An 18,878-nucleotide genomic window follows, 5' to 3' on the forward strand; every position below is an offset into this window, starting at 1 on the left:
CCTCCCCTGCCCCGGGTCTGCTACTGAAAATGGACCGCCAACGGATCGTTCGGGGTGACCACGCGCCCCAGACCGATCACCCCGGCCCCTTCGATGGGACGCTCCTCACGATGCACCAGGATCGGCGGTTCGCCATTCGACAGCTGAACATAGGTGCCGTTGGTGCTCTGATCGACCAGATAGATCTGACCGCCACGGAACTCGATGCGCGCGTGGACCCGGGAAGACATGCTGTCCGGAACCACGAAGGTGTTGGTCGAGCCGCGTCCGAAGCTGACCACGGGGTCGGCATGACACAGGGTGATCACCCGTCCTTCGAAGGAGATGCTCATCGTGGGGCCGGTGTTGTGTTGGGTGATGCTTCGGGAGTGGCCGGCCATGATGGTCAACTCCTCCTCCTCGCCCCAGGTCAATTCGACGATCCCGATGGGCGCGGTCTTCCCCTTGACCATGGTGGTCAACAGTTTACGACATTTGTTCTTGAGTCGCGGACTGAGGCAGGCCATGGTCTCGCCGGTGGTGATGATCTGGTCCCCCTTGGCCTGACCGGACATGCGCGCCGCCAGGTTCACCGCGTCGCCGAACACGTCGTCGTTCTCCTGGATCACCTCGCCAAAATGGAAGCCCACGCGAATTTTCAGATCGGTGCCCCAACGCAAACCATGGGCCCCGACCTCTTCCTGCATCTTCACCGAGGCATCGGCGGCCCGATCGGAGGATGGAAAGGTACACATCACCTCGTCGCCGATGGTCTTGACCACCCGCCCCCCATGGTCCTGGGTGACTCTTTTAAGCAGATCGATGCAACGTGAGGTGATTTCACGCGCCTTGGTGTCGCCGACGGTCTCGAACAGTTTGGTGCTGCCCGCGATATCGGCGAACATGATGGCCAATTGAACGGTTTCTCTCATGCGAGTCCTCACGGAATGCGAATGCGTCGGCTTGCGCGTTACAAGACCAGACCCAGAATGACGGTGATGTTGTCCCTGCCACCCGCCCTCAAGGCCAGTTCAATCAGATGTTGGCACGACTCCTCCAGGTTCTCCCCACCCGCGGCGCCGAGAACCTCGGCGATCCGATGGGCGCGCACCATGCTGCTCAACCCGTCGGAACAGAGCAGCAGGAGATCGCCGGGAGTGATGTCCTGGAAGGCGATATCCGGCTGGACGAAGTTGGCCGGTCCCATGGCCTGGAGCAGGATGTTCTGGGCCGGGGCCTCTCCTTGTGATCCGAAGTTGAGCCACTGCTGATACATGGAGTGGTCCTGGGTGATCTGTCGCATGCTCCCCTGGCGATAGAGATAGAGCCGGCTGTCCCCGACATGGAAGACGACCGGTCTGTGGCTGAAATCCGGAAGCCACAGACCCACCAGGGTGGATCCCATGCCCATGCCATCCGGGTAGCCACGCGTGAGGTTGTGGGCATTCACCGCGGCATTGGCGCGGTTGATGGCCGTGTTGACCATGTTGAGGATGGGATTCGGCGCATCATCGACCGTGGGTTCCTCGGCGATGTTGCTGGCGGTCGAACCCATGGCGGAGGAGAGAATGGTCGGGGGTTCCTGGTCCAGGTTGGAATAATCACGCAGCACCGCGCGGGTGGATTCCACCACCTGGCGGCTGGCGACCTCGCCGGCGTCATGCCCTCCCATGCCGTCGGCGACCATGAGCAGGCCGATCCGCTCATCGACCAGGAACGCATCCTCATTCAAGGTGCGCACACGCCCAACATCCGATTGGGCGGCGACCAACAGGCGATTTCCGATACGTTGCACCATGCGCGATGGTTCCCGAGTTTGCGCGCCACGAAGAGGAACAGGCGCGCCAGCATTCAAGAAAAGGGTTTCAGATCAAGTCGATCGAGGCGATCCTTGCGATCTTTGGGCAAATCGCCGCATAATATTGCCTTTGAGCCGTGATCCAGGCCCGATGCCGGCGACCTGAATGGGATTCACACTGGTTGGACCGCCCCAGGAGAGTTCGTATCACCATGACCCACGAAAATTTGATCCATCGTCCCCGACGCCTGCGCCGCACGCCCCAGATTCGACGCATGGTGCGCGAGACCCGTCTGTTGCCCGAAGATCTGGCGCTGCCCCTGTTCATCGTACCGGGAGTCGCGGTGCGCAAACCGGTGGTGTCGATGCCGGGGGTGGCGCAACTCTCCATCGATCAGGCCGTGCTCGTTGCCAAAGAGGCTCAGGATCTGGGATTGGGGGGAATTATCCTGTTCGGCATCCCAAAAAGCAAGGATTCCACTGGTTCTGACGCCGTGGACCCCAACGGAATCGTGCAGAGCGCCATTCGCGCCATCAAGGCCGAGCTGCCGGAGCTGTGGGTGATCGCCGACACCTGTCTGTGCGAATACACCGATCACGCCCATTGCGGCGTCTTGCGCGGCCAGGAGATCGACAACGACGCCACCCTGGAGATCCTGGGACGCGCGGCGGTCTCGTATGCCGAAGCCGGCGTGGACATGGTGGCCCCGTCCGGCATGATGGATGGCATGGTGGGCGCGATCCGCGCCGCCCTGGACAATGCGGGACACACCCTGGTGCCGATCCTCTCCTACGCGGTGAAATACGCCTCGGCCTACTACGGACCGTTCCGCGACGCGGCGGAAAACACCCCGACCTTTGGCGACCGGCGCGCCTATCAGATGGATCCGGCCAACCGGCGCGAAGCGCTGCGCGAGGCCCGCCTCGACATCGAACAGGGGGCCGACTGGCTGATGGTCAAGCCGGGACTGGCCTACATGGACATCCTGCGCGAACTGCGCGACCGCTTCGACCTGCCGTTGGCGGTCTACAACGTCAGCGGAGAGTACGCAATGATCAAGGCGGCGGCGGCCAACGGCTGGATCGACGAACAACGGGTGGTCATGGAGACCCTGACCGGCTTCAAACGGGCCGGCGCGGATCTGATCCTCACCTACCACGCCCTCGATGCCGCCCGCTGGATGCAAGACGCATGAACACCCCCGACGACGAAATCCGCACCGAACCCCGCCCGGAACCCCTGCGCGCCCTGGGGCTGCTCTCCGGCGGTCTGGACAGCACCCTGGCCGCCCGACTGCTGATGGATCAGGGCATCGAGGTGGAGTGTGTCAACTTCCACACCGGTTTTTGCATCCAGTCCCATACCGGCGCGCTGCGCAATCCCAAACCCGGCGCCGCCCCGCCGCGTCACGACGCGCTGCACGCCGCCGGCAATCTCGGCATCCGGCTCCATCTGGTCGATATCGCCGAGGATTACGTGCGCATCGTCACCGATCCCAAACACGGCTACGGAAAGAATCTCAACCCCTGCCTCGACTGCAAGATCTTCATGGTCCAGAAGGCCTTCGAAATGATGCGCACCATGGGGTTCCACTTCCTGTTCACCGGCGAGGTGCTCGGTCAGCGACCCATGAGCCAGCGCCGCGACACCTTCCCGGTGATCGATCGGGAGTCGGGCGCCGGCGGTTGGCTGCTGCGTCCCCTGACCGCGCTGCGCATGCCCCTCACCGAACCGGAAAAACGGGGCTGGGTGGACCGGTCGCGGCTGATGGGCTTCTCCGGACGCAACCGCAAACCCCAAATGGCCCTGGCCAAACAACTGGGAATCGTCGAGTACCCCTCCCCCGCCGGCGGCTGCTGCTTCCTCACCGACGAGAACTACGCCCGCAAGCTGCGCGATCTGTGGGAATATCGCGGCACGCGCGCCTATGCGATGGAGGATATCCTGCTGTTGAAAGCCGGTCGCCATCTGCGCCCCGCTCCCCACTACAAGCTGGTGATCGGACGGGATGATTCCGAGAACCATTTCCTCTCCGGCTTCGTGGAGGGGCGGATCCTGATCAAGGCCCGCGACATTCCCGGCCCGCTCACCCTGGTGGAAGGGATGCCGGAAGCGGAGGATCTGCGCCTGGCCTGTCGTCTGGCGGCCCGGTTCGGCAAGGCGCGCGAAATGCCGGAAGTGGCCATGGTGGTCGAAACCCAGGGCCGTCGGGAGATTTACCAGGTCGCCCCCCTGCCCGCCCACGAGATCGACGAGGCGTGGTATGTCTGATGAGGTCACGGTCCCTTCCAACATCGATCGAACGGTCGATGCCCGGCGTCTGCTCTGTCCGATGCCGATCTTGAAGGCCGAGGCGGCGATGCGCGAGATGCGGGATGGGGAGGTGCTCGAGGTGCGCGCCACGGATCCGGGGTTGAGCAACGACCTGCCCGCCTGGTGCCGGAGTCAGGGGCATCGTTTTCTGGGGATCCAACGCCAGGGGCGTGAGTTGACCGGGTGGGTGATCAAGGGCGGGGCGTAGCGCCCCTCGGGCCGGCTGATGACGTACGCCCGACTGACGCGCCCGCCGGTTCACGCCCTGACCAACTCTACCGCACCCGCTGGCCGCGCCCGCCGGCTCACGCCCTGGCCAACTCTACCGCACCCGCGCGACCCGCCGGCTCACGCCTTGGCCACAACTCTACCGCACGCCGCGCTGGCCGCGCCCGCGCCGGCTCACTCCTTGGCCAGCTTGGGCGTGTAGATGATGTGCCGGTTGCGTCCGGTATGTTTGGCCTCGTAAAGGGCCAGGTCCGCACACTTGATCACCTCCCAGATATCCTCCCCATCCGACGGGAAACCGGACACGCCGATGGAGATGGTCTTGCGCATGATACCGCTCGAAACCGGAATCTTCAGAGCCGCCACAGCCAGACGCAACTTTTCGGCCATGCGCTCGCCGGAGTACTCGTCCCCCTCCTGAAGGATGACCAGAAACTCCTCGCCACCGTAACGGATCACCATGTCCGAGGTGCGCACCTGGGCGGCCAGGGCCTTGGACACCACCCGCAGCACCGTGTCGCCGACATCGTGACCGAAGACGTCGTTGACCTCCTTGAAGTGGTCGATGTCCATGAGCAACACGGACAGACGGCTCTTCTTGCGTTTGGCGGTGGCCTCGAGGGTGCCGATGTACTCCTCGAGGAAACGGCGGTTGTGCAGACCGGTGAGCGCGTCGCGCAGAGCCGATTCACGCAGGGTGTCGAGCAACCGCTTGGCCTCGACGGTCGGCGCGGACTCGCGAAGATAGGCCTGGATGAAGGGTTGCAAACGGTGATAAAGCCGACCGTGGTTGCGTTCCACGACGATCTGCACCACATTGCCCACGGTTCCGGAATGGAAGACCGGGATACAGATGTGGCCGAGGTCGGGGTTGTCGTGGACATGCTTGAACTGGCTGCAGATCATCGGATGTTCGATGGCGTCGATCACATGGCCGGTGCGATGGGCACGACAAGAGTCGGCCTGGAAGAGGATTTCCGGATTGCACCAGCGGCAACCGGTATCGATCTCCCCGTCCACGATCACCGGTTTCATGTGGTTCATGCCGGGATTGGAGACCTCGTAGATGGAGCACTGACGAATGCCGAACTGGTCGCGCAGCACATGGGCGATGCGGAAATAGACTTCGGCCTTGGTGCGATCCTCCTCCACGGCCTGTTTGAACTGGGCGATCTCGAGCAGGGTCTCCACCATCTCGGTGGTGGTGGTGATCAGGTTGGTGTTCCCTTCGGCCTCGTAGCGCAACAGTTGCGACACATCGTGGGTGATGGTGCTGAGGTTTTCCTGGAGGTGGTGCATCAACTGGTTGAGATCACGAGAGATATCTCCCATCTCGTCGTGGCCGGTATACTGGATGCGACCGCTGAAGTTGCCATCCTTGGCCTTGGCCACAACCCGTTGCACCTCCTCGGCGGTGGCGACCACGGGGTTCATCTGGCGACGGAAGAAGATGGTCAGGGAGATGGCGAAGATGGTGATGATGGCGGTCATGATCCCGATGGTAAGCAACGCCTTGTGTTGCAGTTGGGCCATGGAGATCTGGATGGTGATCGCCCCCAGCACCGCGCCGTTGGCGGTGTTGTGGCACTGGAGACAGTTGGGTTCGCCGGTCTGGTTGGCGATGAAGGGGATGGTGCCACGGAAGATCGGATCCCTTTCCGTATCGGTCATGCCGTAGAAGGGCTTGCCGTTCTCCATCACCATTTTTTCGATAGGATCCACGACCTGTTCGCCGTCGAACCCCTCGCCGAACTGACGGATCACCTCCGGGGAGCGCATCACCCGCGCCACCAGCAACCCCTCGACCTCGGCGAGCCGCTTGAGGAACGATTTGCGTTGATCGATCACGTTGTTGATCATCGCCTCGGTGAGGCTCACCCGCACCACCTCGGCCACGGAGTGAACCTGCTCTCGGGCAGTGGAGATCGAGAACTGTCGGAAAGACAGCAGGCTGATGGCCACGATCACGATGGCCAGGGTTCCCGAGAGGAAAATCGCCAGAAGAGAGGTCTTTTGTTGCAGCTTCATGGGAGCCCCGACGGTGGTGTTTTTCTTGGGATACGAACTGCTTAATAGTTTAGCTTACAACCGATAAGAATTCAAAACATGAATCAAGATTAATCGTATTTTTACAAAATCACCCGGCCCGGAGGCGGCTTTCGGAACGCGAATGGCACTCCTTGCGCCCCGATCGGATCAGGCCTGGGCCATCCGCCAGCGTGCCAGACGCTGGCTGGCCTGATCGGCATGCAGTCGCTCGACCAGCCGCCCATCGACCACGCAGATCTCCTCACCGCGCGCGCGCGCGGCGTTCCAGGCGTCCAGGATGCGGCGCGCGGTTTCGGCCTCCTCGTCGCCGGGAAGAAAAGCCTGGTTGGCCGGTTCGATCTGGGCGGGATGGATGACGGTCTTGCCGTCGAAACCGAGTCGGGCGCCATCGTGGCATTCGGCCAGGAACCCCTCGGGATCGCGGATGTTCACGTAGACCCCATCCAGGATCCGCCTGCCGGCGGCCCGTGCGGCCAACAGGGTCTGTTGCAGGGCATGACGCAGACCGATCCGCTCCGGATCGCCGGGGATGCCGAGGGCCCGCTCCAGATCCGAGGTGCCCATCACCAGCGTGGAGACCATGGGGTGACAGGCGATGGCATGGGCACGAAGCACGCCCAGGGGAGATTCGATCATCGGCCACAGCTCGCAATCCGACTCCGGATCCAGGGCGCGCATGGCGGCGGTGAGTTGATCCAGGGCATCGGGGGATTCGACCTTGGAGAGGGCGATGGCATCGGGCCGGCCCGGCAGCACCACGGCCAGGTCGTCGCGCCACAGATCGGTGTGGATGCCGTTGACCCGCACCACCCGCACGCCGGCATATCCGGCACGGGTGGAGCGGAGCGTTTCGAGAATGGTGTGACGGGCTTGCGGTTTGGCCTCCGGGGCCACAGAGTCCTCGAGATCGAGGATCAGGCCATCGGCGGGGAGGGTCGGGGCCTTGGAGAGAGTTTTCGGGTTGGATCCAGGCACATACAACACGGAACGCAGCAAGTGTGGGCGAGGTTGGGGAGTCATTGACGCGCACCGGAACAAAGAGCGATAGTGGAGTTGCCAATAGGGTTTATTTCTAACAGAGAAACCACTCCGCATGCCACGAAAAATCCGCGACAAACAACTTTCCCTGCGTCAGATGGCCCGGATGCGCGGCGCGCGGCGTCCCGCCCCCCTCACGATGGAACTTCCCGACGACGAAAGCGCCCTGGGCCCCGAGGAGGAGGGACGGGTGGTGGCCCATTTCGGGCTGAATGTGGAGGTGGAGACCGACTCCGGGGAACGTCTGCGCTGCGCGGTGCGCGAGGCGCTCCTGGAGGAACCGGTGTGCGGGGACCGGGTGGTCAGCCGGCGCGTCGGCGCGGAACAGGGGGTGATCGTTTCGGTGCATGAACGGCTGTCGGTGTTGCGGCGACCGGGGCCGCATCAACGTCTGCTGACCGTGGCGGCGAATGTCGAGCGCATCGTGATGGTGAGCGCCGCAGCCACCCTGAACACCGGTCTGGTGGACCGCTACCTGATCGCGGCCCAAAAGGCTGGCATCGAGCCTTTGCTGGTGGTCAACAAAATCGATCAGATGACGGACAGGAACGCCCTGGAAGCGGCGTTCGCCCCTTATCCGCGCATGGGGTATACCCTCTTTCAGGTCTCCGCGCTGCACGAGACCGGCATCGAAAGCCTGGAGGAGGCGTTGCGGGATAAAACCGCGATTTTCGTCGGAGAGTCCGGGGTGGGCAAGTCGTCGTTGATCAACCGCATGGTGCCAGGAGAGATTCTAAGGACTGCCGAAGTCCACGCGGCCACCGGTCTGGGACGCCACGCCACCACCACGGCGCGTCTGTACCGGCTGACGCGCGGCGGTTTCCTGATCGACTCACCCGGGGTGCGGGAGTTCGGACTGCACGGGGTGATCCGCGAGGAGATTCCAGGGTTGATGCGCGACATGGCCCCACGCCTGGGACAGTGCCGATTCAAGGATTGCCGTCACATGCGGGAACCGGATTGCGCCTTGCGCGCCGCAGTCGAGGCCGGCGAGATCGCCGCCGCCCGTCTGGAGAGCATGCGACGCATCGCCGAGTCGGTGCCTGCGCGCAACCCCTATTTCTGAAGATCCGTCGTAACTTGTGCATGATGGGGGGAGCACCCCCCTTACCCCGTCCCTGGAGGTCCATGGCAACCATTCAGGACCCCGACATTCGGCGGGGTCCAGGGGCCAATGGCCCCTGGTGGGATCCAAGGGCAAAGCCCTTGGGACTTTTCATTGGCCTTTCGCACGCTTTTACGATAAGCGTTTTTTGCGAAAAAACGCGCAAGGGCGCATGGCGCGCGGAAGACGCGTCGCCTCCGGCGGCATGACTCCGGGCCATGTTCGCGGCATCGTTTCGCCAAAAGCGCGAAACGATGCCGCAGCCAAGGCGGCGCGCAGCGTTTTTTCGCAAAAAACGCGAAAAAACGCTTTTTTTGAAGAGCGCGCAAAAAAATCAAAGTCAAAAGCCAAAATCAAAAACATAAAGTCAAAAATCGAAAATCAAAAATATAAAGTCAAAAACCAAACCTCGGAGACTCCGTCTCCGAACCTCTGCCGGGGACCTTGCGGTCCCCCGTCCCCTGCAATCGTGAGGGTCCTGAATCGTTACGATCCGTCATTCTGCACCGTTCCGCACCGCCTCGAGCAGCACCCGCATGCGGTCCATATGAGTGGGCAACCGCATGGCACGGGCATGACCGGCCTGGGCCACCCGCCGCCGTTCCGCCTCGTGGGCCAGATAAAAGGCAACCCGCTCCCGCAACTCGTCCGGACTGGTGAACGAAACGATCTCCTCGCCCGGCGTGAACATCTCCTCGATGCCCCGCGAGTATTCGCTCACCAGACAGCCCCCGCTCGCCGGCACATCGGCCAGGCGCAAGGTCACGCCGCTCCCCTCGTTGGCCTCCCACTGGTTGATGTTCACGACGATCCGACCGGCATTGTAAAACCGGTTCAACGCCTCGCCGTACAACGTCCGGGCCTGGACCGCCGAAAACAACACCCGATCGCGCCACTCGAAACGACTGCGCCAGCCGGGGCCAACGATCCCGAGATGCCAGCCGGTCAAGGCGCGCAGATATTCCCGACGTTTCGGGGTGTGGATCCCCACGAACACCACGTCGAACCGCTTGGTGACCTCCGGCAGAGGCCGATACCGGTAGGGATCGACCGCCACCGCCGGGAGATAACGAATGCCAGGATGGCGGATGTTGGCGTGAATGCAGAAATTCAGATCGTGAAAGGGTTGATCACGCAAAAAATTATCCAGATTCTTCAGATCCTTGATCCACCAGCCGATCACCTTCACCCCATCCTTGCGCCAGGCGGTCAGCAAGGCGGGGGCCACATGGTTGCCACGGATCACCAACACCACATCCGGTTGAAAACGGTCGTACTGGGTTTGCAAATGGCGTTCGATGGTGGCGCGTTCATCCCGGACGAACCGCTCGCTCAAGGTCTGTTTCAGACCGAACGGTTTGGCCAGGGATTTGCCAACCTTCTTGATGAACTGGTTGACGCGGGGCTGACGGATCTCGGTGTTGGCGGTCAACACGGTGACGCCAAGCCGTTCCAGGGCCGAGGCGCACTGCCAGGCCAGGGGTTGGGTGGGATTGATGAAATCCCCGCATACCATCCAACGTGCCGCCGAATACCCTTCCATCGCCAACGATTCCTTCGAGGATGCGGATTGCCAACAGCTTGTTGCCTCGGGTTGCCAAGCGGAGGTAACCGGGCTAGACTGAACCGATTAACACAACGAACTTGACAGGATGGGGGGAAATCCCCCTCACCCCCGACCGTGGCCACCCCTTGCGGAATGTTCCACGGGAAACATACCAGGCCCCGATGAACTGCCCGATCTGCGACCACACCAGCGGCCACACCCGTCACACCCCGCGCGAAATGATGTACGGGTTGCGCGAGCCGTTTCACTATTGGTGCTGCGGGCAGTGCCGGATGCTCTGGATCGACCCGATTCCGGATGATCTGGGACGATATTATGGTCAAGGGTACTACTCGCAGCAACCCCCCCCGGAAAAAAATTCGACACCCCTCCTCTCCTGGCTCAAACGGGAGCGCGCGCGCCATCATCTCGGGGAGCGCACCCCGTTTGGCGCGCTCATGGCCCGGCTGGGACGTCAACCCAACCATTTCCGCTGGCTGAAACCTTTTGGCGTATCGTTCTCCAGTGCCATCCTCGATCTGGGATGCGGAACCGGCGGATTGTTGTTGAAACTGCAACGCGAGGGATTTTCCAATCTTTTGGGCGCAGACCCCTTTTTGCCCGAAACCATCCGCCATCCCAGCGGCGTGACCATCCTGGCCGAGCCTCTGGAGCGGATCGAGGGGCATTTCGATCTGATCATGCTCCACCATGTGCTCGAGCACATGCCGGATCAGCACGCCACCATGGCGCGGTTGCGCGCCCGGCTCAACCCTGGCGGGGGTCTGTTGATCCGCATCCCGGTCGCCCAATCCTACGCCCATCGTCGTTATGGCGTCCACTGGATGGCCTGGGACGCGCCGCGACATCTCCATCTGCACACCGTGACCAGTCTTCATCATCTGGCCAGGCGGCATGGTTTCACCATCTTTGCGCACCACCACGACGCCAGGCCGGAGAATCTGCTCGGATGTGAGTTCCACCAACGCGACATCCCGCATGCGGAGTGGGCGCGCCACACGCATCCACCCGCGACCCTGGCCGCCTTCCGATCGCTGACCGACCGTTTGAACGCCACCCTGGATGGCGACACCGCCTGTTTCTATCTGAGAGTCGCGTGAAAGCGGCTCTGATCGTCACCAATCTGCGCGGCGGCGGCGCGGAAAAGGCGTTGATCCAGACCGCCGATCTGTTGCATCGTGCCGGGCACGAAGCCACCCTCATCCTGTTGGAGGATCTCCGCCAGCACGCCGTGCCCGACGGTCTGCCGGTGATCGCCCTGGGGGAGCCGGGCAAGGTGTGCTCCAAGGGGTGGCTGGGTCGTCGCTGGCTGGCCTGGCGTTTGAAACGGCGCATGGCATCGCTCGCCCGGGATTGCCCGTTCGATCTGATCCTCTCCACCCTTCCCTTTGCCGACGAGGTGTGTCGTCTGGCCCGACTTCCCAACCATTGGATGCGGGTGGCCAACACCCTGTCGCGGGAGATCGAGGCGTTGGGGCGGTCCAATCCGGCCAAGGCGGCACGTCGTCTCAACCGTTATCGCACCCTGTATGACGGGCAACGGTTGATCGCGGTCTCTTCGGGCGTGGCGGATGATCTCACCGGCAAGCTGGCGATTCAGCCCCGTGCGCTCCGGGTGGTGCGCAATCCGTTCGATTTGGAAGGGATTCCGTCGCGGGCACGCGCGTCGGTGGCGGGTTTGCCGACCGAGCCTTATGCGATTCACGTCGGGCGATCGGCCTCCCAGAAACGCCATGACCTGCTGCTCGATGCCTGGAGCCGCATTCGGGAGCCGCGTCTGCTGGTCCTGCTCACCGATCCGGATCCGGGGTTGCATCGGCTGATCGAGGCGCGTGGTCTGACCGAGCGGGTACGGATCGCGGGTTTTCAGGTCAACCCCTACCCCTGGATCGCGGGGGCGCGGTTGTTGATCCTCTGTTCCGACCATGAGGGGATGCCGAATGTGTTGATCGAGGCGTTGGCCTGCGGCACGCCGGTGGTATCCACCGACTGTCCGTCGGGTCCGCGGGAGCTGCTGGAGGCGGATCTGCCCGAAGCGCTGGTCGCGATGGGGGATGTCGAGGCGTTGACCGGGGGAATCGAACGGATGTTGGCCAGGCCGGATGCCGCGCGGAGGGTGGATCTGTCCGGCTATGCGCCGGAGGTGGCGCTTGGGGCGTTGGAGGGTTTGTCCTTGGATCCCGCCAGGGGCCATTGACCCCTGGACCCCGCCCCATGCAGGGGTCCAGAATGGTTATGTTTTGATTTTGTTTTTTTCGCGCGCGAAAATCGGTCCAATCAAAAACAACGTCCCAAGGGCTTTGCCCTTGAATCCCACCGGGGACCGCGCGCGCCGGTCCCCGCAACAGTCAAACCTGAACCGAACCATCACCACCATGTGCGGCATTCTCGGAACCATCAACAGTCGCTGGGGCGAACACCTGGCAGGGGCCCTCGAAACCCTGGCCCCACGCGGACCCGACGCCCGCGCCATCCACCACGACGGAAAGGCCGTGCTCGGTCACGCCCGACTGGCGGTGATCGACCTGGAAGGGGGCACGCAACCCATGCTCTCCCCGGATGGTCGCCATGCCCTGGTTTTCAACGGCGAAATCTACAATTTCCAAGCGTTGCGCACCGAACTCCAGACCCTTGGACACACCTTCACCACCCGTTCGGACAGCGAGGTGCTGCTGATCGGCTATCGGGCCTGGGGCGAAACCCTGCTCCCACGCCTGGACGGCATCTTCGCCTTCGCCATCTGGGACAAACAGGAGCAGATCCTGTTCGCCGCCCGCGACCGGCTGGGAATCAAGCCGCTCTTCTACTCGACCGCCAGCGGATTGATCTTCGCCTCGACCCTGGCGCCGTTTTTCAAGCTCCCTGGTTTTCCCACCCGGATCAACGCCCAGGCCCTGCGGGACTACCTCGCCTTCCAGACCCCGCTGGCCCCGGATGCCTTCCTGGCCGACTGCCGACAACTCCCCCCGGCCCATCGCCTGCGCTACGACGCCCGCACCGACTCCCTGGAGCTGAAACGGTACTGGTCGATCCCACGCCCGGACAACGCCGGACCCCAAACCCTCGCCGACGGCATCGCCCTGGCCGATGCCGCCCTCAAGGAGAGCGTGGCCCGACAACTGGTGTCCGACGTACCTCTGGGGGCGTTTCTCTCTGGAGGGATCGATTCGAGCCTCATCGTCCGCTACATGGCCGAGGCCGGCGCCAGACGGATGCGCTGCTTCAGCCTGAAGTTCAACCAGGAGGGGTTCGACGAGTCCTCCCACGCCCGCCAGGTGGCGCGGCTGTTCGACTGCGAACACCACGAACTCCCCGCCCCGTCCATCGACGCACACGGATTTCTGGCGGCCATCGACGACCTGGACCAACCCCTGGCCGACCCTTCCTACATCATGACCCACGCCCTCTCGGCGCTCACCCGCGCCCATGTGACCGTGGCGTTGAGCGGCGATGGCGGCGATGAACTGTTCGGCGGCTATCCACGCTACCACGATCCCCAGTCCGCCCACCCGGAACGGTTCTGGCAACGCTGGGCACGCCTGGGGGTGGAACACGGCGTATTGCCCGGCGCGCTGACGCGCCGTACCCTGCATGGCCGGGAACTGCTCGCCTACCGAAGGATGGAACTCGGACCCTGGCCACGCTGTCGGAAAGGGATGAACCGGTATCTGCAACCCGAGGCGCTGGCCGCCTGCGCGGTGGAGCGGACCCTGGCCGGCTGGCATGCGCTGGTAGACGAATTGGGCGGCGAACTGGATCCGGCCACCCAGATGCGCGCCGATCTGTGGAGCTATCTTTCCGAGAACTGTCTGGTGAAAACCGATCGGGCGAGCATGGCCCACGGCCTGGAAGCACGGGTGCCGATGCTCGGCAATCCGGTGGTCGAGGCGGCCTTGTCGATCCCCTCGGCCATCCATCTGGGCCAGGGGGGCAAGGCGGTGCTCAAGGGGCTGTGTCGCGACGTGTTGCCGGAATCGATCTGGAATCGACCCAAACACGGATTTTCGGTGCCGCTGCGCGCCCTGTTCCAGGGGGCCTGGCGCGAAACCGGAGAGCGGCTGTTCGCCGACTGTGAACGACTGGCGCCGTTTCTGGATGCCGACGCCAGCCGCGACCAGTGGCGCCGCTGCCTGCACGATCGGGGGGGATCGCGGCGTCTCACCTACACGTTGTTGGTTTTGTTGGCCTGGCTGGAGCGCCACCCTGGCGCAAGGGAGATCGCATGAAGATCCTGATGGGGTTCCGGCGTCCGTTCGTGGCGCTGGAAGCGTCACTGATGGAACAAGGGGTGACCCTCATCCCGTGGAAACCGGGCGCTCCCCTGCCCGAGAGGGTCGAAGAGATGGATGCGGCGGTGCTCGATTTCACCGAAGCGGCGCGCCACCCGATCGCCTGCTGGACCCTTGCGCGACGGTTGCGCCCCCGAAACATCCCCATCGCGGCTCTCAATCGGGACGCACCCTGGAACAAGGGGGTTCACACGCGACGCATCTGGCTGTTGCGCAAACTCCAGCTCCTCGATTTCTACCTCACCCACTCCCTTCAGGAGCGGGTGGCCATGGCCCGGCGCGCGGTCTACTTCCCCAATGCCGCGGATGTGAACCGCTACAATCTGGAGGGGTGCTCGTTCGAGTCGCTGCGCGACATCCACCGTTACCGGCATACGGTCTCCTTCATCGGCAACATCGACGACCGACGTTATCCGGAACATCGGGCACGCATGACCCACCTGCGTGCCCTGGGCGACATGTTGTCCGCCCATGGCATCGAGTTGAAGCTGTTCCACGGCCAGGATCTGAGCGTGGCCGAGCAGGTGGAGATCATGCGCACGAGCATCATCAACCTCAATCTCGGCGCGGCCTGCGATCATGGCGGGGAGATGAGCTGGGGATTGCCGGAACGCTGTTACGGGATTCCCGCCTGCGGAGGATTTTTGTTGAGCGACCGGAGACGACACGCGGAGGTGGATTTCACCCCTGGCGAGGATTGGTTGGATTTCGAGACGTTGGAGGAGTGCGTGGCGTTGATTCGGGAGCTTCTGGAGGATTTTCCGCGCACCCGGAGCATCGCCGAGGCGGCCCATGTCCGGGTGATGGAGCAGCACACCTACGCGCAACGGGCCCAAACCCTGGTGGGGTTGTTGACCTGGGCCCGCACGGATGCGCACGCGGATTGAGGGGGGAGGAACGGGATCACAGAACCGCTCACAACCCCGCGATCACCCCCTGGGCCGCGAAGGCATCGAACAGATACCCCCCCAACCTGACCGCGCCGGTCGGGGTGAGATGGACCGGATCGTAGAAATCGGCCAGCTCGAACGGTTGGGCCGCGATGTCGATGAAAACGCCCCCCGCTTGCGGACAGACCGTCCGCATCACTCCGTTCAAGACCTGCAACGAGGTCGCGTAATCCAGACCGTTGTAGAAGCGCCCCTGATGCTCGAAGACGTTGGCCGTCCCCTTGACCCCCTCGGGGGTGGTGGCCACGAACCGGTGCGGCTGGGTGACGCAGATCGGTTTGGCTCCCAGGGCGCGGGTTTTCTCCAGCAGTTGTTCCAGACGGGCGCGAAACGCCTCGCCATTGCGCGCGATCAAGGGCTCGACACCCGGTGAGAGGGCCGTTTCGGTGTACTCTCCGGGTGTCGGCGGACGAAGGGCGTGACCGGCATAGGCCTTCTTGGTATAGAGTCCGGTAACCACGAAACTCAACTTGCGCACCGCCGCAAAAATGGCCGAACGCTCCTTGATCACCGCCCACACCCCGACGCGACGCCCGGTGGGGTCGTCGAAACCGGCGTTGGGCTGGTCGCGAAGCCCGGCGTCGTTGATCCCGATGTACAAGAGCACATAGGCGGGCTTGAGATCCGGAATCCGCGGAAACCAGTGATCGAAGGCGGCCAGATGGCCAAAGGTGCTGTGTCCGTCCACCCCGGCGTTGGCGATGCAGACCGGACGTTGCAGCGTTTTTTCCAGCCGCTGTTGCAACCGATCCTGAAAGGTCTGGCCATCGCCGATGTAACGCTGATCGGTGGTCGAGCCGCCGACGCTCAGAATGCGGATCTTTCCCGGCTCCTTGCAACCGCCGCGCAGGCCATGGGCATCGCGGGAGTAGACCACCGACTCCGTGCCCGGCCCGTAGAGATTGCCCACCTGGTAGACCACATGCCGGTCGCGAATGATGTTGAGGCGGTTGGCCGCCTCCCATGGATCGACGCGCACCCAGCTGCCGAAGAGAAGCTCCAGGACCCCCACGCCGATCACCAGCGGCACCAGGATGCCGATGGTCAGAAAGAGCAGCGTCTTGCCGCGGGACATCCGCGCGCGGGGTTCACGGTCCGGGGGTGCGGGGATCCCATCCGGTGCGTCAGTCCAGCTCATAGAGCACCTTGTAGTCCGATGCCAGGGCGGCGGGCTGTTCGGATTTGATCAGAAAGGCATTCCCGACCACCAGGATGTCGAGTTCCGTGCCCATGAAGCAGCGAAAGGCATCCTCGGGCGTGCCGACGATCGGCTCGCCGCGGATGTTGAACGAGGTGTTGACCAGCACCGGGCAGCCGGTGAGGTCGTTGAAACGGCTGATCAGCCGGTGGTAGCGCGGATTGGTTCCGGCGTGGACGGTCTGGATGCGCGCCGAATAATCGACGTGGGTCACCGCCGGGATGGTCGAGCGGGGGACGTTGAGTTTGTCGATGCCGAACAGGGCCTGTTCCTCGGGGCTCATCGCCCGCCGGTGACCGGGCAGGAGATCCGCCACCAGCAACATGTAGGGGCTGTCGGCATCCAGATCGAACCAGCTCCCGACCGCCTCGCGCAGCACGCTGGGCGCGAAGGGACGGAACGACTCGCGAAACTTCACCTTGAGATTGAGCAGTTTCTGCATGGTCGGGGAGCGGGGATCGGCGAGGATGCTGCGCGCGCCCAGGGCACGCGGTCCGAACTCCATGCGCCCGTTCATCCAGCCGACCGCCTTGCCATCCGCCAACGCCCGCGCGGTCCGGTCGATGAGCGACTCCTCGGCCAGAACCTCGAACACCGCGCCGACGCGGGTAAGTCGCGTGACGATCTCTTCGGTGGCGTACTCCGGCCCCAGATAGGAGCCATGCATGCCGTCCAGACCGGTCAAGGGGGCGCGCGGCTGGTCGAGCATGAGATGATGGGCGGCCAATGCCGCGCCCAGGGCGCCTCCCGCATCACCCGCCGCCGGCTGGATCCAGACCCGTTCGAAGAGCTGCTCGCGCAGCAGCTTGCCGTTGGCCACGCAGTTGAGCGCCACGCCGCCGGCCAGGCAGAGATTTTTCATGCCGCTGGTGCGGGCGATGTTCCGGCCCAGTTTCAGCACCACCTCTTCGGTGACCGCCTGGATCGAGGCGGCCAGATCCATCTCCCGCTGCGTCAGACGCGACTCCGGCTCGCGGGGCGGCCCGCCGAACAGGGCGTCGAAGCGGGCGTTGGTCATGGTCAGGCCGGTGCAGTAGTCGAAATAGCGCATGTCGAGCGCAAACGAGCCATCGTCGCGGATGTCGATCAACTCCCGTTTGATGCGATCCGCATACTTCGGCTCCCCATAGGGGGCCAGTCCCATCACCTTGTACTCGCCGCTGTTGACCTTGAAGCCGGTGTAATAGGTGAAGGCGGAATAGAGCAGACCCAGCGAATGGGGAAAATGGATCTCCCGCGTCATCTCCAGACGGTTGCCCGAGCCGATGGCCAGGGAGGTGGTGGTCCACTCCCCCACCCCGTCCATGGTGAGCACGGCGGCGTCGTTGAACGGACTCGGGAAAAAGGCGCTGGCCGCGTGGCTGACGTGATGCTCGGAGAAGAGCAGGCGCGACGCCACGTCGATCCCCTCGCCCCAGATTCCGTGCAGGGCCTTGACCAGCATCGACCGGAAAAAGAGCTTCTCCTTGATCCAGACCGGCAGGGCGGTGGCGAAGCTCTTGAAGCCGCGCGGCGCGAAGGCCAGGTAGGTTTCGATCAACCGGTCGAATTTCAGGAAGGGCTTGTCGTAGAAGACCACATGATCGATCCGGTCCGGCGTGAGCCGTCCTTCGGCCAGGCAGTAGGCGATGGCCTGGGCCGGAAAGCCGGGGTCGTGCTTGATGCGGGTGAACCGCTCCTCCTGGGCCGCCGCGATGATCCGCCCATCCACGACCAGGCAGGCGGCGGAGTCGTGATAGAAAGCGGAGATGCCGAGGATCTTCATGCGGATTTTTAGAAAAGGGTGTAGATGAAGGGGGCGATCACCGATCCCTGGGCCAGGATCAACAGACCGCCGAGCAGCGCCATGATCAGGATCACCGGCGCCAGCCACAGCTTTTTGCGCGCCCTCAGAAACATCCAAAGCTCTTGCATCAGACCCATCGCGCGGGCCTCCTCAGTTTTAGTATTGGAATTTGAAGGAGTCGGGTGGCAGGCTGTCCGGCTGCCGCTCGATCCAATGGCTGACCGCGCCCCCTCGCTTCAACCGGAGAGCATCCCGCCCGAACAGGCGTAACAGCAGCGCCAGCGGGGTGAACAGGCCGAAGAAGAGCAGCGCCATCACCAGGGGGTTGACGATCCTGCCGAGCAGAATCCCCAGCTTGAACCAGGCGCGGTTGAGCGGCAGCAGGCGTTCCGGGGCCACAAGCGCGAACGCGGCGAAGGCAACCGCGATCACCCCGGCCAGGCCCACCCCCACCCAGGCCGCGCGACCGGCGCAATAGAGCGCCACCGCCGCGAACACAAAGGAGAACAACCCGCCGAATTGGCGGTTGGAAGGGAGCGACAGAGCGTCGGGAGCGGAGGATGGAGGCATGTTTTGA

The 18,878-nt window shown here is 63.5% G+C and carries 18 protein-coding genes; 8 read left to right on the plus strand and 10 right to left on the minus strand.

Translation table 11 applies throughout. The features are described 5' to 3' along the window. Positions 1 to 20: 20 nt before the first annotated feature. Entirely contained in the window at positions 21 to 911 is an 891-nt protein-coding gene (locus ACOY6C_RS13025; protein WP_420905903.1) for an adenylate/guanylate cyclase domain-containing protein, read from the minus strand. A 38-nt stretch (positions 912 to 949) separates the two neighbouring features. Beyond that, complete coding sequence (locus tag ACOY6C_RS13030) at positions 950 to 1,777, minus strand: PP2C family protein-serine/threonine phosphatase (protein WP_420905904.1); 828 nt, start codon at positions 1,775 to 1,777, stop codon at positions 950 to 952. Positions 1,778 to 1,989: 212 nt separating this feature from the next. Between ACOY6C_RS13030 and hemB the strand changes: the two genes are divergently transcribed. The 3 genes from hemB to ACOY6C_RS13045 are packed head-to-tail and all read left to right on the plus strand — an operon-like array spanning position 1,990 to position 4,299. Next, the gene (gene hemB, locus ACOY6C_RS13035) at positions 1,990 to 2,973 is read left to right on the plus strand and encodes a porphobilinogen synthase (RefSeq protein WP_420905905.1); all 984 of its coding nucleotides are present in this window, start codon (positions 1,990 to 1,992) and stop codon (positions 2,971 to 2,973) included. Further along, the gene (locus ACOY6C_RS13040; protein WP_420905906.1) at positions 2,970 to 4,049 is read left to right on the plus strand and encodes a tRNA (5-methylaminomethyl-2-thiouridylate)-methyltransferase; all 1,080 of its coding nucleotides are present in this window, start codon (positions 2,970 to 2,972) and stop codon (positions 4,047 to 4,049) included. Before hemB ends, ACOY6C_RS13040 begins: the two co-directional genes overlap by 4 nt. After that, positions 4,042 to 4,299, plus strand: coding sequence for a sulfurtransferase TusA family protein (locus tag ACOY6C_RS13045; protein WP_420905907.1), 258 nt, complete (start codon positions 4,042 to 4,044; stop codon positions 4,297 to 4,299). The genes ACOY6C_RS13040 and ACOY6C_RS13045 overlap by 8 nt, the downstream gene beginning before the upstream one ends. 194 nt (positions 4,300 to 4,493) lie before the next feature. Here ACOY6C_RS13045 and ACOY6C_RS13050 read toward each other — a convergent pair whose 3' ends face one another. Then, on the minus strand, positions 4,494 to 6,347 hold the full coding sequence (locus ACOY6C_RS13050; protein ID WP_420905908.1) for a diguanylate cyclase: 1,854 nt from the start codon (positions 6,345 to 6,347) through the stop codon (positions 4,494 to 4,496). Between the two features lie 168 nt (positions 6,348 to 6,515). Then, positions 6,516 to 7,388 (minus strand): HpcH/HpaI aldolase/citrate lyase family protein, encoded by an 873-nt coding sequence (locus ACOY6C_RS13055; protein ID WP_420905909.1) that lies wholly within the window; start codon positions 7,386 to 7,388, stop codon positions 6,516 to 6,518. 73 nt (positions 7,389 to 7,461) lie between these two features. Here ACOY6C_RS13055 and rsgA point away from each other — a divergent pair, with 73 nt between their 5' ends. Further along, on the plus strand, positions 7,462 to 8,472 hold the full coding sequence (gene rsgA, locus ACOY6C_RS13060; RefSeq protein ID WP_420905910.1) for a ribosome small subunit-dependent GTPase A: 1,011 nt from the start codon (positions 7,462 to 7,464) through the stop codon (positions 8,470 to 8,472). 171 nt (positions 8,473 to 8,643) lie between these two features. On the opposite strand, the gene ACOY6C_RS13065 is transcribed toward rsgA, so the two are convergent. Further along, a complete protein-coding gene (locus tag ACOY6C_RS13065; RefSeq protein WP_420905911.1) occupies positions 8,644 to 8,874 on the minus strand; it encodes a hypothetical protein in 231 nt (76 codons plus the stop codon). A gap of 133 nt (positions 8,875 to 9,007) precedes the next feature. Further along, on the minus strand, positions 9,008 to 10,054 hold the full coding sequence (locus tag ACOY6C_RS13070; RefSeq protein ID WP_420905912.1) for a CgeB family protein: 1,047 nt from the start codon (positions 10,052 to 10,054) through the stop codon (positions 9,008 to 9,010). A 185-nt stretch (positions 10,055 to 10,239) separates the two neighbouring features. Between ACOY6C_RS13070 and ACOY6C_RS13075 the strand changes: the two genes are divergently transcribed. From ACOY6C_RS13075 to ACOY6C_RS13090, 4 genes are all read left to right on the plus strand, one after another. Further along, positions 10,240 to 11,178 (plus strand): class I SAM-dependent methyltransferase, encoded by a 939-nt coding sequence (locus ACOY6C_RS13075; RefSeq protein WP_420905913.1) that lies wholly within the window; start codon positions 10,240 to 10,242, stop codon positions 11,176 to 11,178. Then, the gene (locus ACOY6C_RS13080) at positions 11,175 to 12,275 is read left to right on the plus strand and encodes a glycosyltransferase (RefSeq protein ID WP_420905914.1); all 1,101 of its coding nucleotides are present in this window, start codon (positions 11,175 to 11,177) and stop codon (positions 12,273 to 12,275) included. The genes ACOY6C_RS13075 and ACOY6C_RS13080 overlap by 4 nt, the downstream gene beginning before the upstream one ends. A gap of 178 nt (positions 12,276 to 12,453) precedes the next feature. Beyond that, positions 12,454 to 14,304: an asparagine synthase (glutamine-hydrolyzing) gene (gene asnB, locus ACOY6C_RS13085; RefSeq protein WP_420905915.1), complete on the plus strand. Its 1,851-nt coding sequence runs from the start codon at positions 12,454 to 12,456 to the stop codon at positions 14,302 to 14,304. Next, positions 14,301 to 15,254 (plus strand): glycosyltransferase family protein, encoded by a 954-nt coding sequence (locus ACOY6C_RS13090; protein ID WP_420905916.1) that lies wholly within the window; start codon positions 14,301 to 14,303, stop codon positions 15,252 to 15,254. Before asnB ends, ACOY6C_RS13090 begins: the two co-directional genes overlap by 4 nt. Positions 15,255 to 15,282: 28 nt before the next feature. Here the strand turns inward: ACOY6C_RS13090 and ACOY6C_RS13095 are convergent, their stop codons facing one another. The 4 genes from ACOY6C_RS13095 to ACOY6C_RS13110 are packed head-to-tail and all read right to left on the minus strand — an operon-like array spanning position 15,283 to position 18,871. After that, positions 15,283 to 16,455: an SGNH/GDSL hydrolase family protein gene (locus ACOY6C_RS13095; RefSeq protein ID WP_420905917.1), complete on the minus strand. Its 1,173-nt coding sequence runs from the start codon at positions 16,453 to 16,455 to the stop codon at positions 15,283 to 15,285. Then, positions 16,442 to 18,280: a carbamoyltransferase family protein gene (locus ACOY6C_RS13100; protein WP_420905918.1), complete on the minus strand. Its 1,839-nt coding sequence runs from the start codon at positions 18,278 to 18,280 to the stop codon at positions 16,442 to 16,444. Before ACOY6C_RS13100 ends, ACOY6C_RS13095 begins: the two co-directional genes overlap by 14 nt. 8 nt (positions 18,281 to 18,288) lie before the next feature. Beyond that, positions 18,289 to 18,438: a DUF5989 family protein gene (locus ACOY6C_RS13105; protein ID WP_420905919.1), complete on the minus strand. Its 150-nt coding sequence runs from the start codon at positions 18,436 to 18,438 to the stop codon at positions 18,289 to 18,291. A 19-nt stretch (positions 18,439 to 18,457) separates the two neighbouring features. Next, positions 18,458 to 18,871 carry a hypothetical protein gene (locus ACOY6C_RS13110; protein WP_420905920.1) on the minus strand — a complete coding sequence of 138 codons (414 nt, stop codon included), beginning with the start codon at positions 18,869 to 18,871 and terminating at the stop codon, positions 18,458 to 18,460. Between the last annotated feature and the right edge of the window lie 7 nt (positions 18,872 to 18,878).

It is taken from the genome of Candidatus Magnetaquiglobus chichijimensis (assembly GCF_045865675.1).
GTDB classification, from domain to species: domain Bacteria; phylum Pseudomonadota; class Magnetococcia; order Magnetococcales; family Magnetaquicoccaceae; genus Magnetaquiglobus; species Magnetaquiglobus chichijimensis.

Bases quoted from the DNA above. Each gene is read 5' to 3' on its own strand.
- ACOY6C_RS13025 (WP_420905903.1), bottom strand. From the start codon at position 911: ATGAGAGAAACCGTTCAATTGGCCATCATGTTCGCCGATATCGCGGGC.
- ACOY6C_RS13030 (WP_420905904.1), bottom strand. From the start codon at position 1,777: ATGGTGCAACGTATCGGAAATCGCCTGTTGGTCGCCGCCCAATCGGAT.
- hemB (WP_420905905.1), top strand. From the start codon at position 1,990: ATGACCCACGAAAATTTGATCCATCGTCCCCGACGCCTGCGCCGCACG.
- ACOY6C_RS13040 (WP_420905906.1), top strand. From the start codon at position 2,970: ATGAACACCCCCGACGACGAAATCCGCACCGAACCCCGCCCGGAACCC.
- ACOY6C_RS13045 (WP_420905907.1), top strand. From the start codon at position 4,042: ATGTCTGATGAGGTCACGGTCCCTTCCAACATCGATCGAACGGTCGAT.
- ACOY6C_RS13050 (WP_420905908.1), bottom strand. From the start codon at position 6,347: ATGAAGCTGCAACAAAAGACCTCTCTTCTGGCGATTTTCCTCTCGGGA.
- ACOY6C_RS13055 (WP_420905909.1), bottom strand. From the start codon at position 7,388: ATGACTCCCCAACCTCGCCCACACTTGCTGCGTTCCGTGTTGTATGTG.
- rsgA (WP_420905910.1), top strand. From the start codon at position 7,462: ATGCCACGAAAAATCCGCGACAAACAACTTTCCCTGCGTCAGATGGCC.
- ACOY6C_RS13065 (WP_420905911.1), bottom strand. From the start codon at position 8,874: ATGTTTTTGATTTTGGCTTTTGACTTTGATTTTTTTGCGCGCTCTTCA.
- ACOY6C_RS13070 (WP_420905912.1), bottom strand. From the start codon at position 10,054: ATGGAAGGGTATTCGGCGGCACGTTGGATGGTATGCGGGGATTTCATC.
- ACOY6C_RS13075 (WP_420905913.1), top strand. From the start codon at position 10,240: ATGAACTGCCCGATCTGCGACCACACCAGCGGCCACACCCGTCACACC.
- asnB (WP_420905915.1), top strand. From the start codon at position 12,454: ATGTGCGGCATTCTCGGAACCATCAACAGTCGCTGGGGCGAACACCTG.
- ACOY6C_RS13090 (WP_420905916.1), top strand. From the start codon at position 14,301: ATGAAGATCCTGATGGGGTTCCGGCGTCCGTTCGTGGCGCTGGAAGCG.
- ACOY6C_RS13095 (WP_420905917.1), bottom strand. From the start codon at position 16,455: ATGAGCTGGACTGACGCACCGGATGGGATCCCCGCACCCCCGGACCGT.
- ACOY6C_RS13100 (WP_420905918.1), bottom strand. From the start codon at position 18,280: ATGAAGATCCTCGGCATCTCCGCTTTCTATCACGACTCCGCCGCCTGC.
- ACOY6C_RS13105 (WP_420905919.1), bottom strand. From the start codon at position 18,438: ATGGGTCTGATGCAAGAGCTTTGGATGTTTCTGAGGGCGCGCAAAAAG.
- ACOY6C_RS13110 (WP_420905920.1), bottom strand. From the start codon at position 18,871: ATGCCTCCATCCTCCGCTCCCGACGCTCTGTCGCTCCCTTCCAACCGC.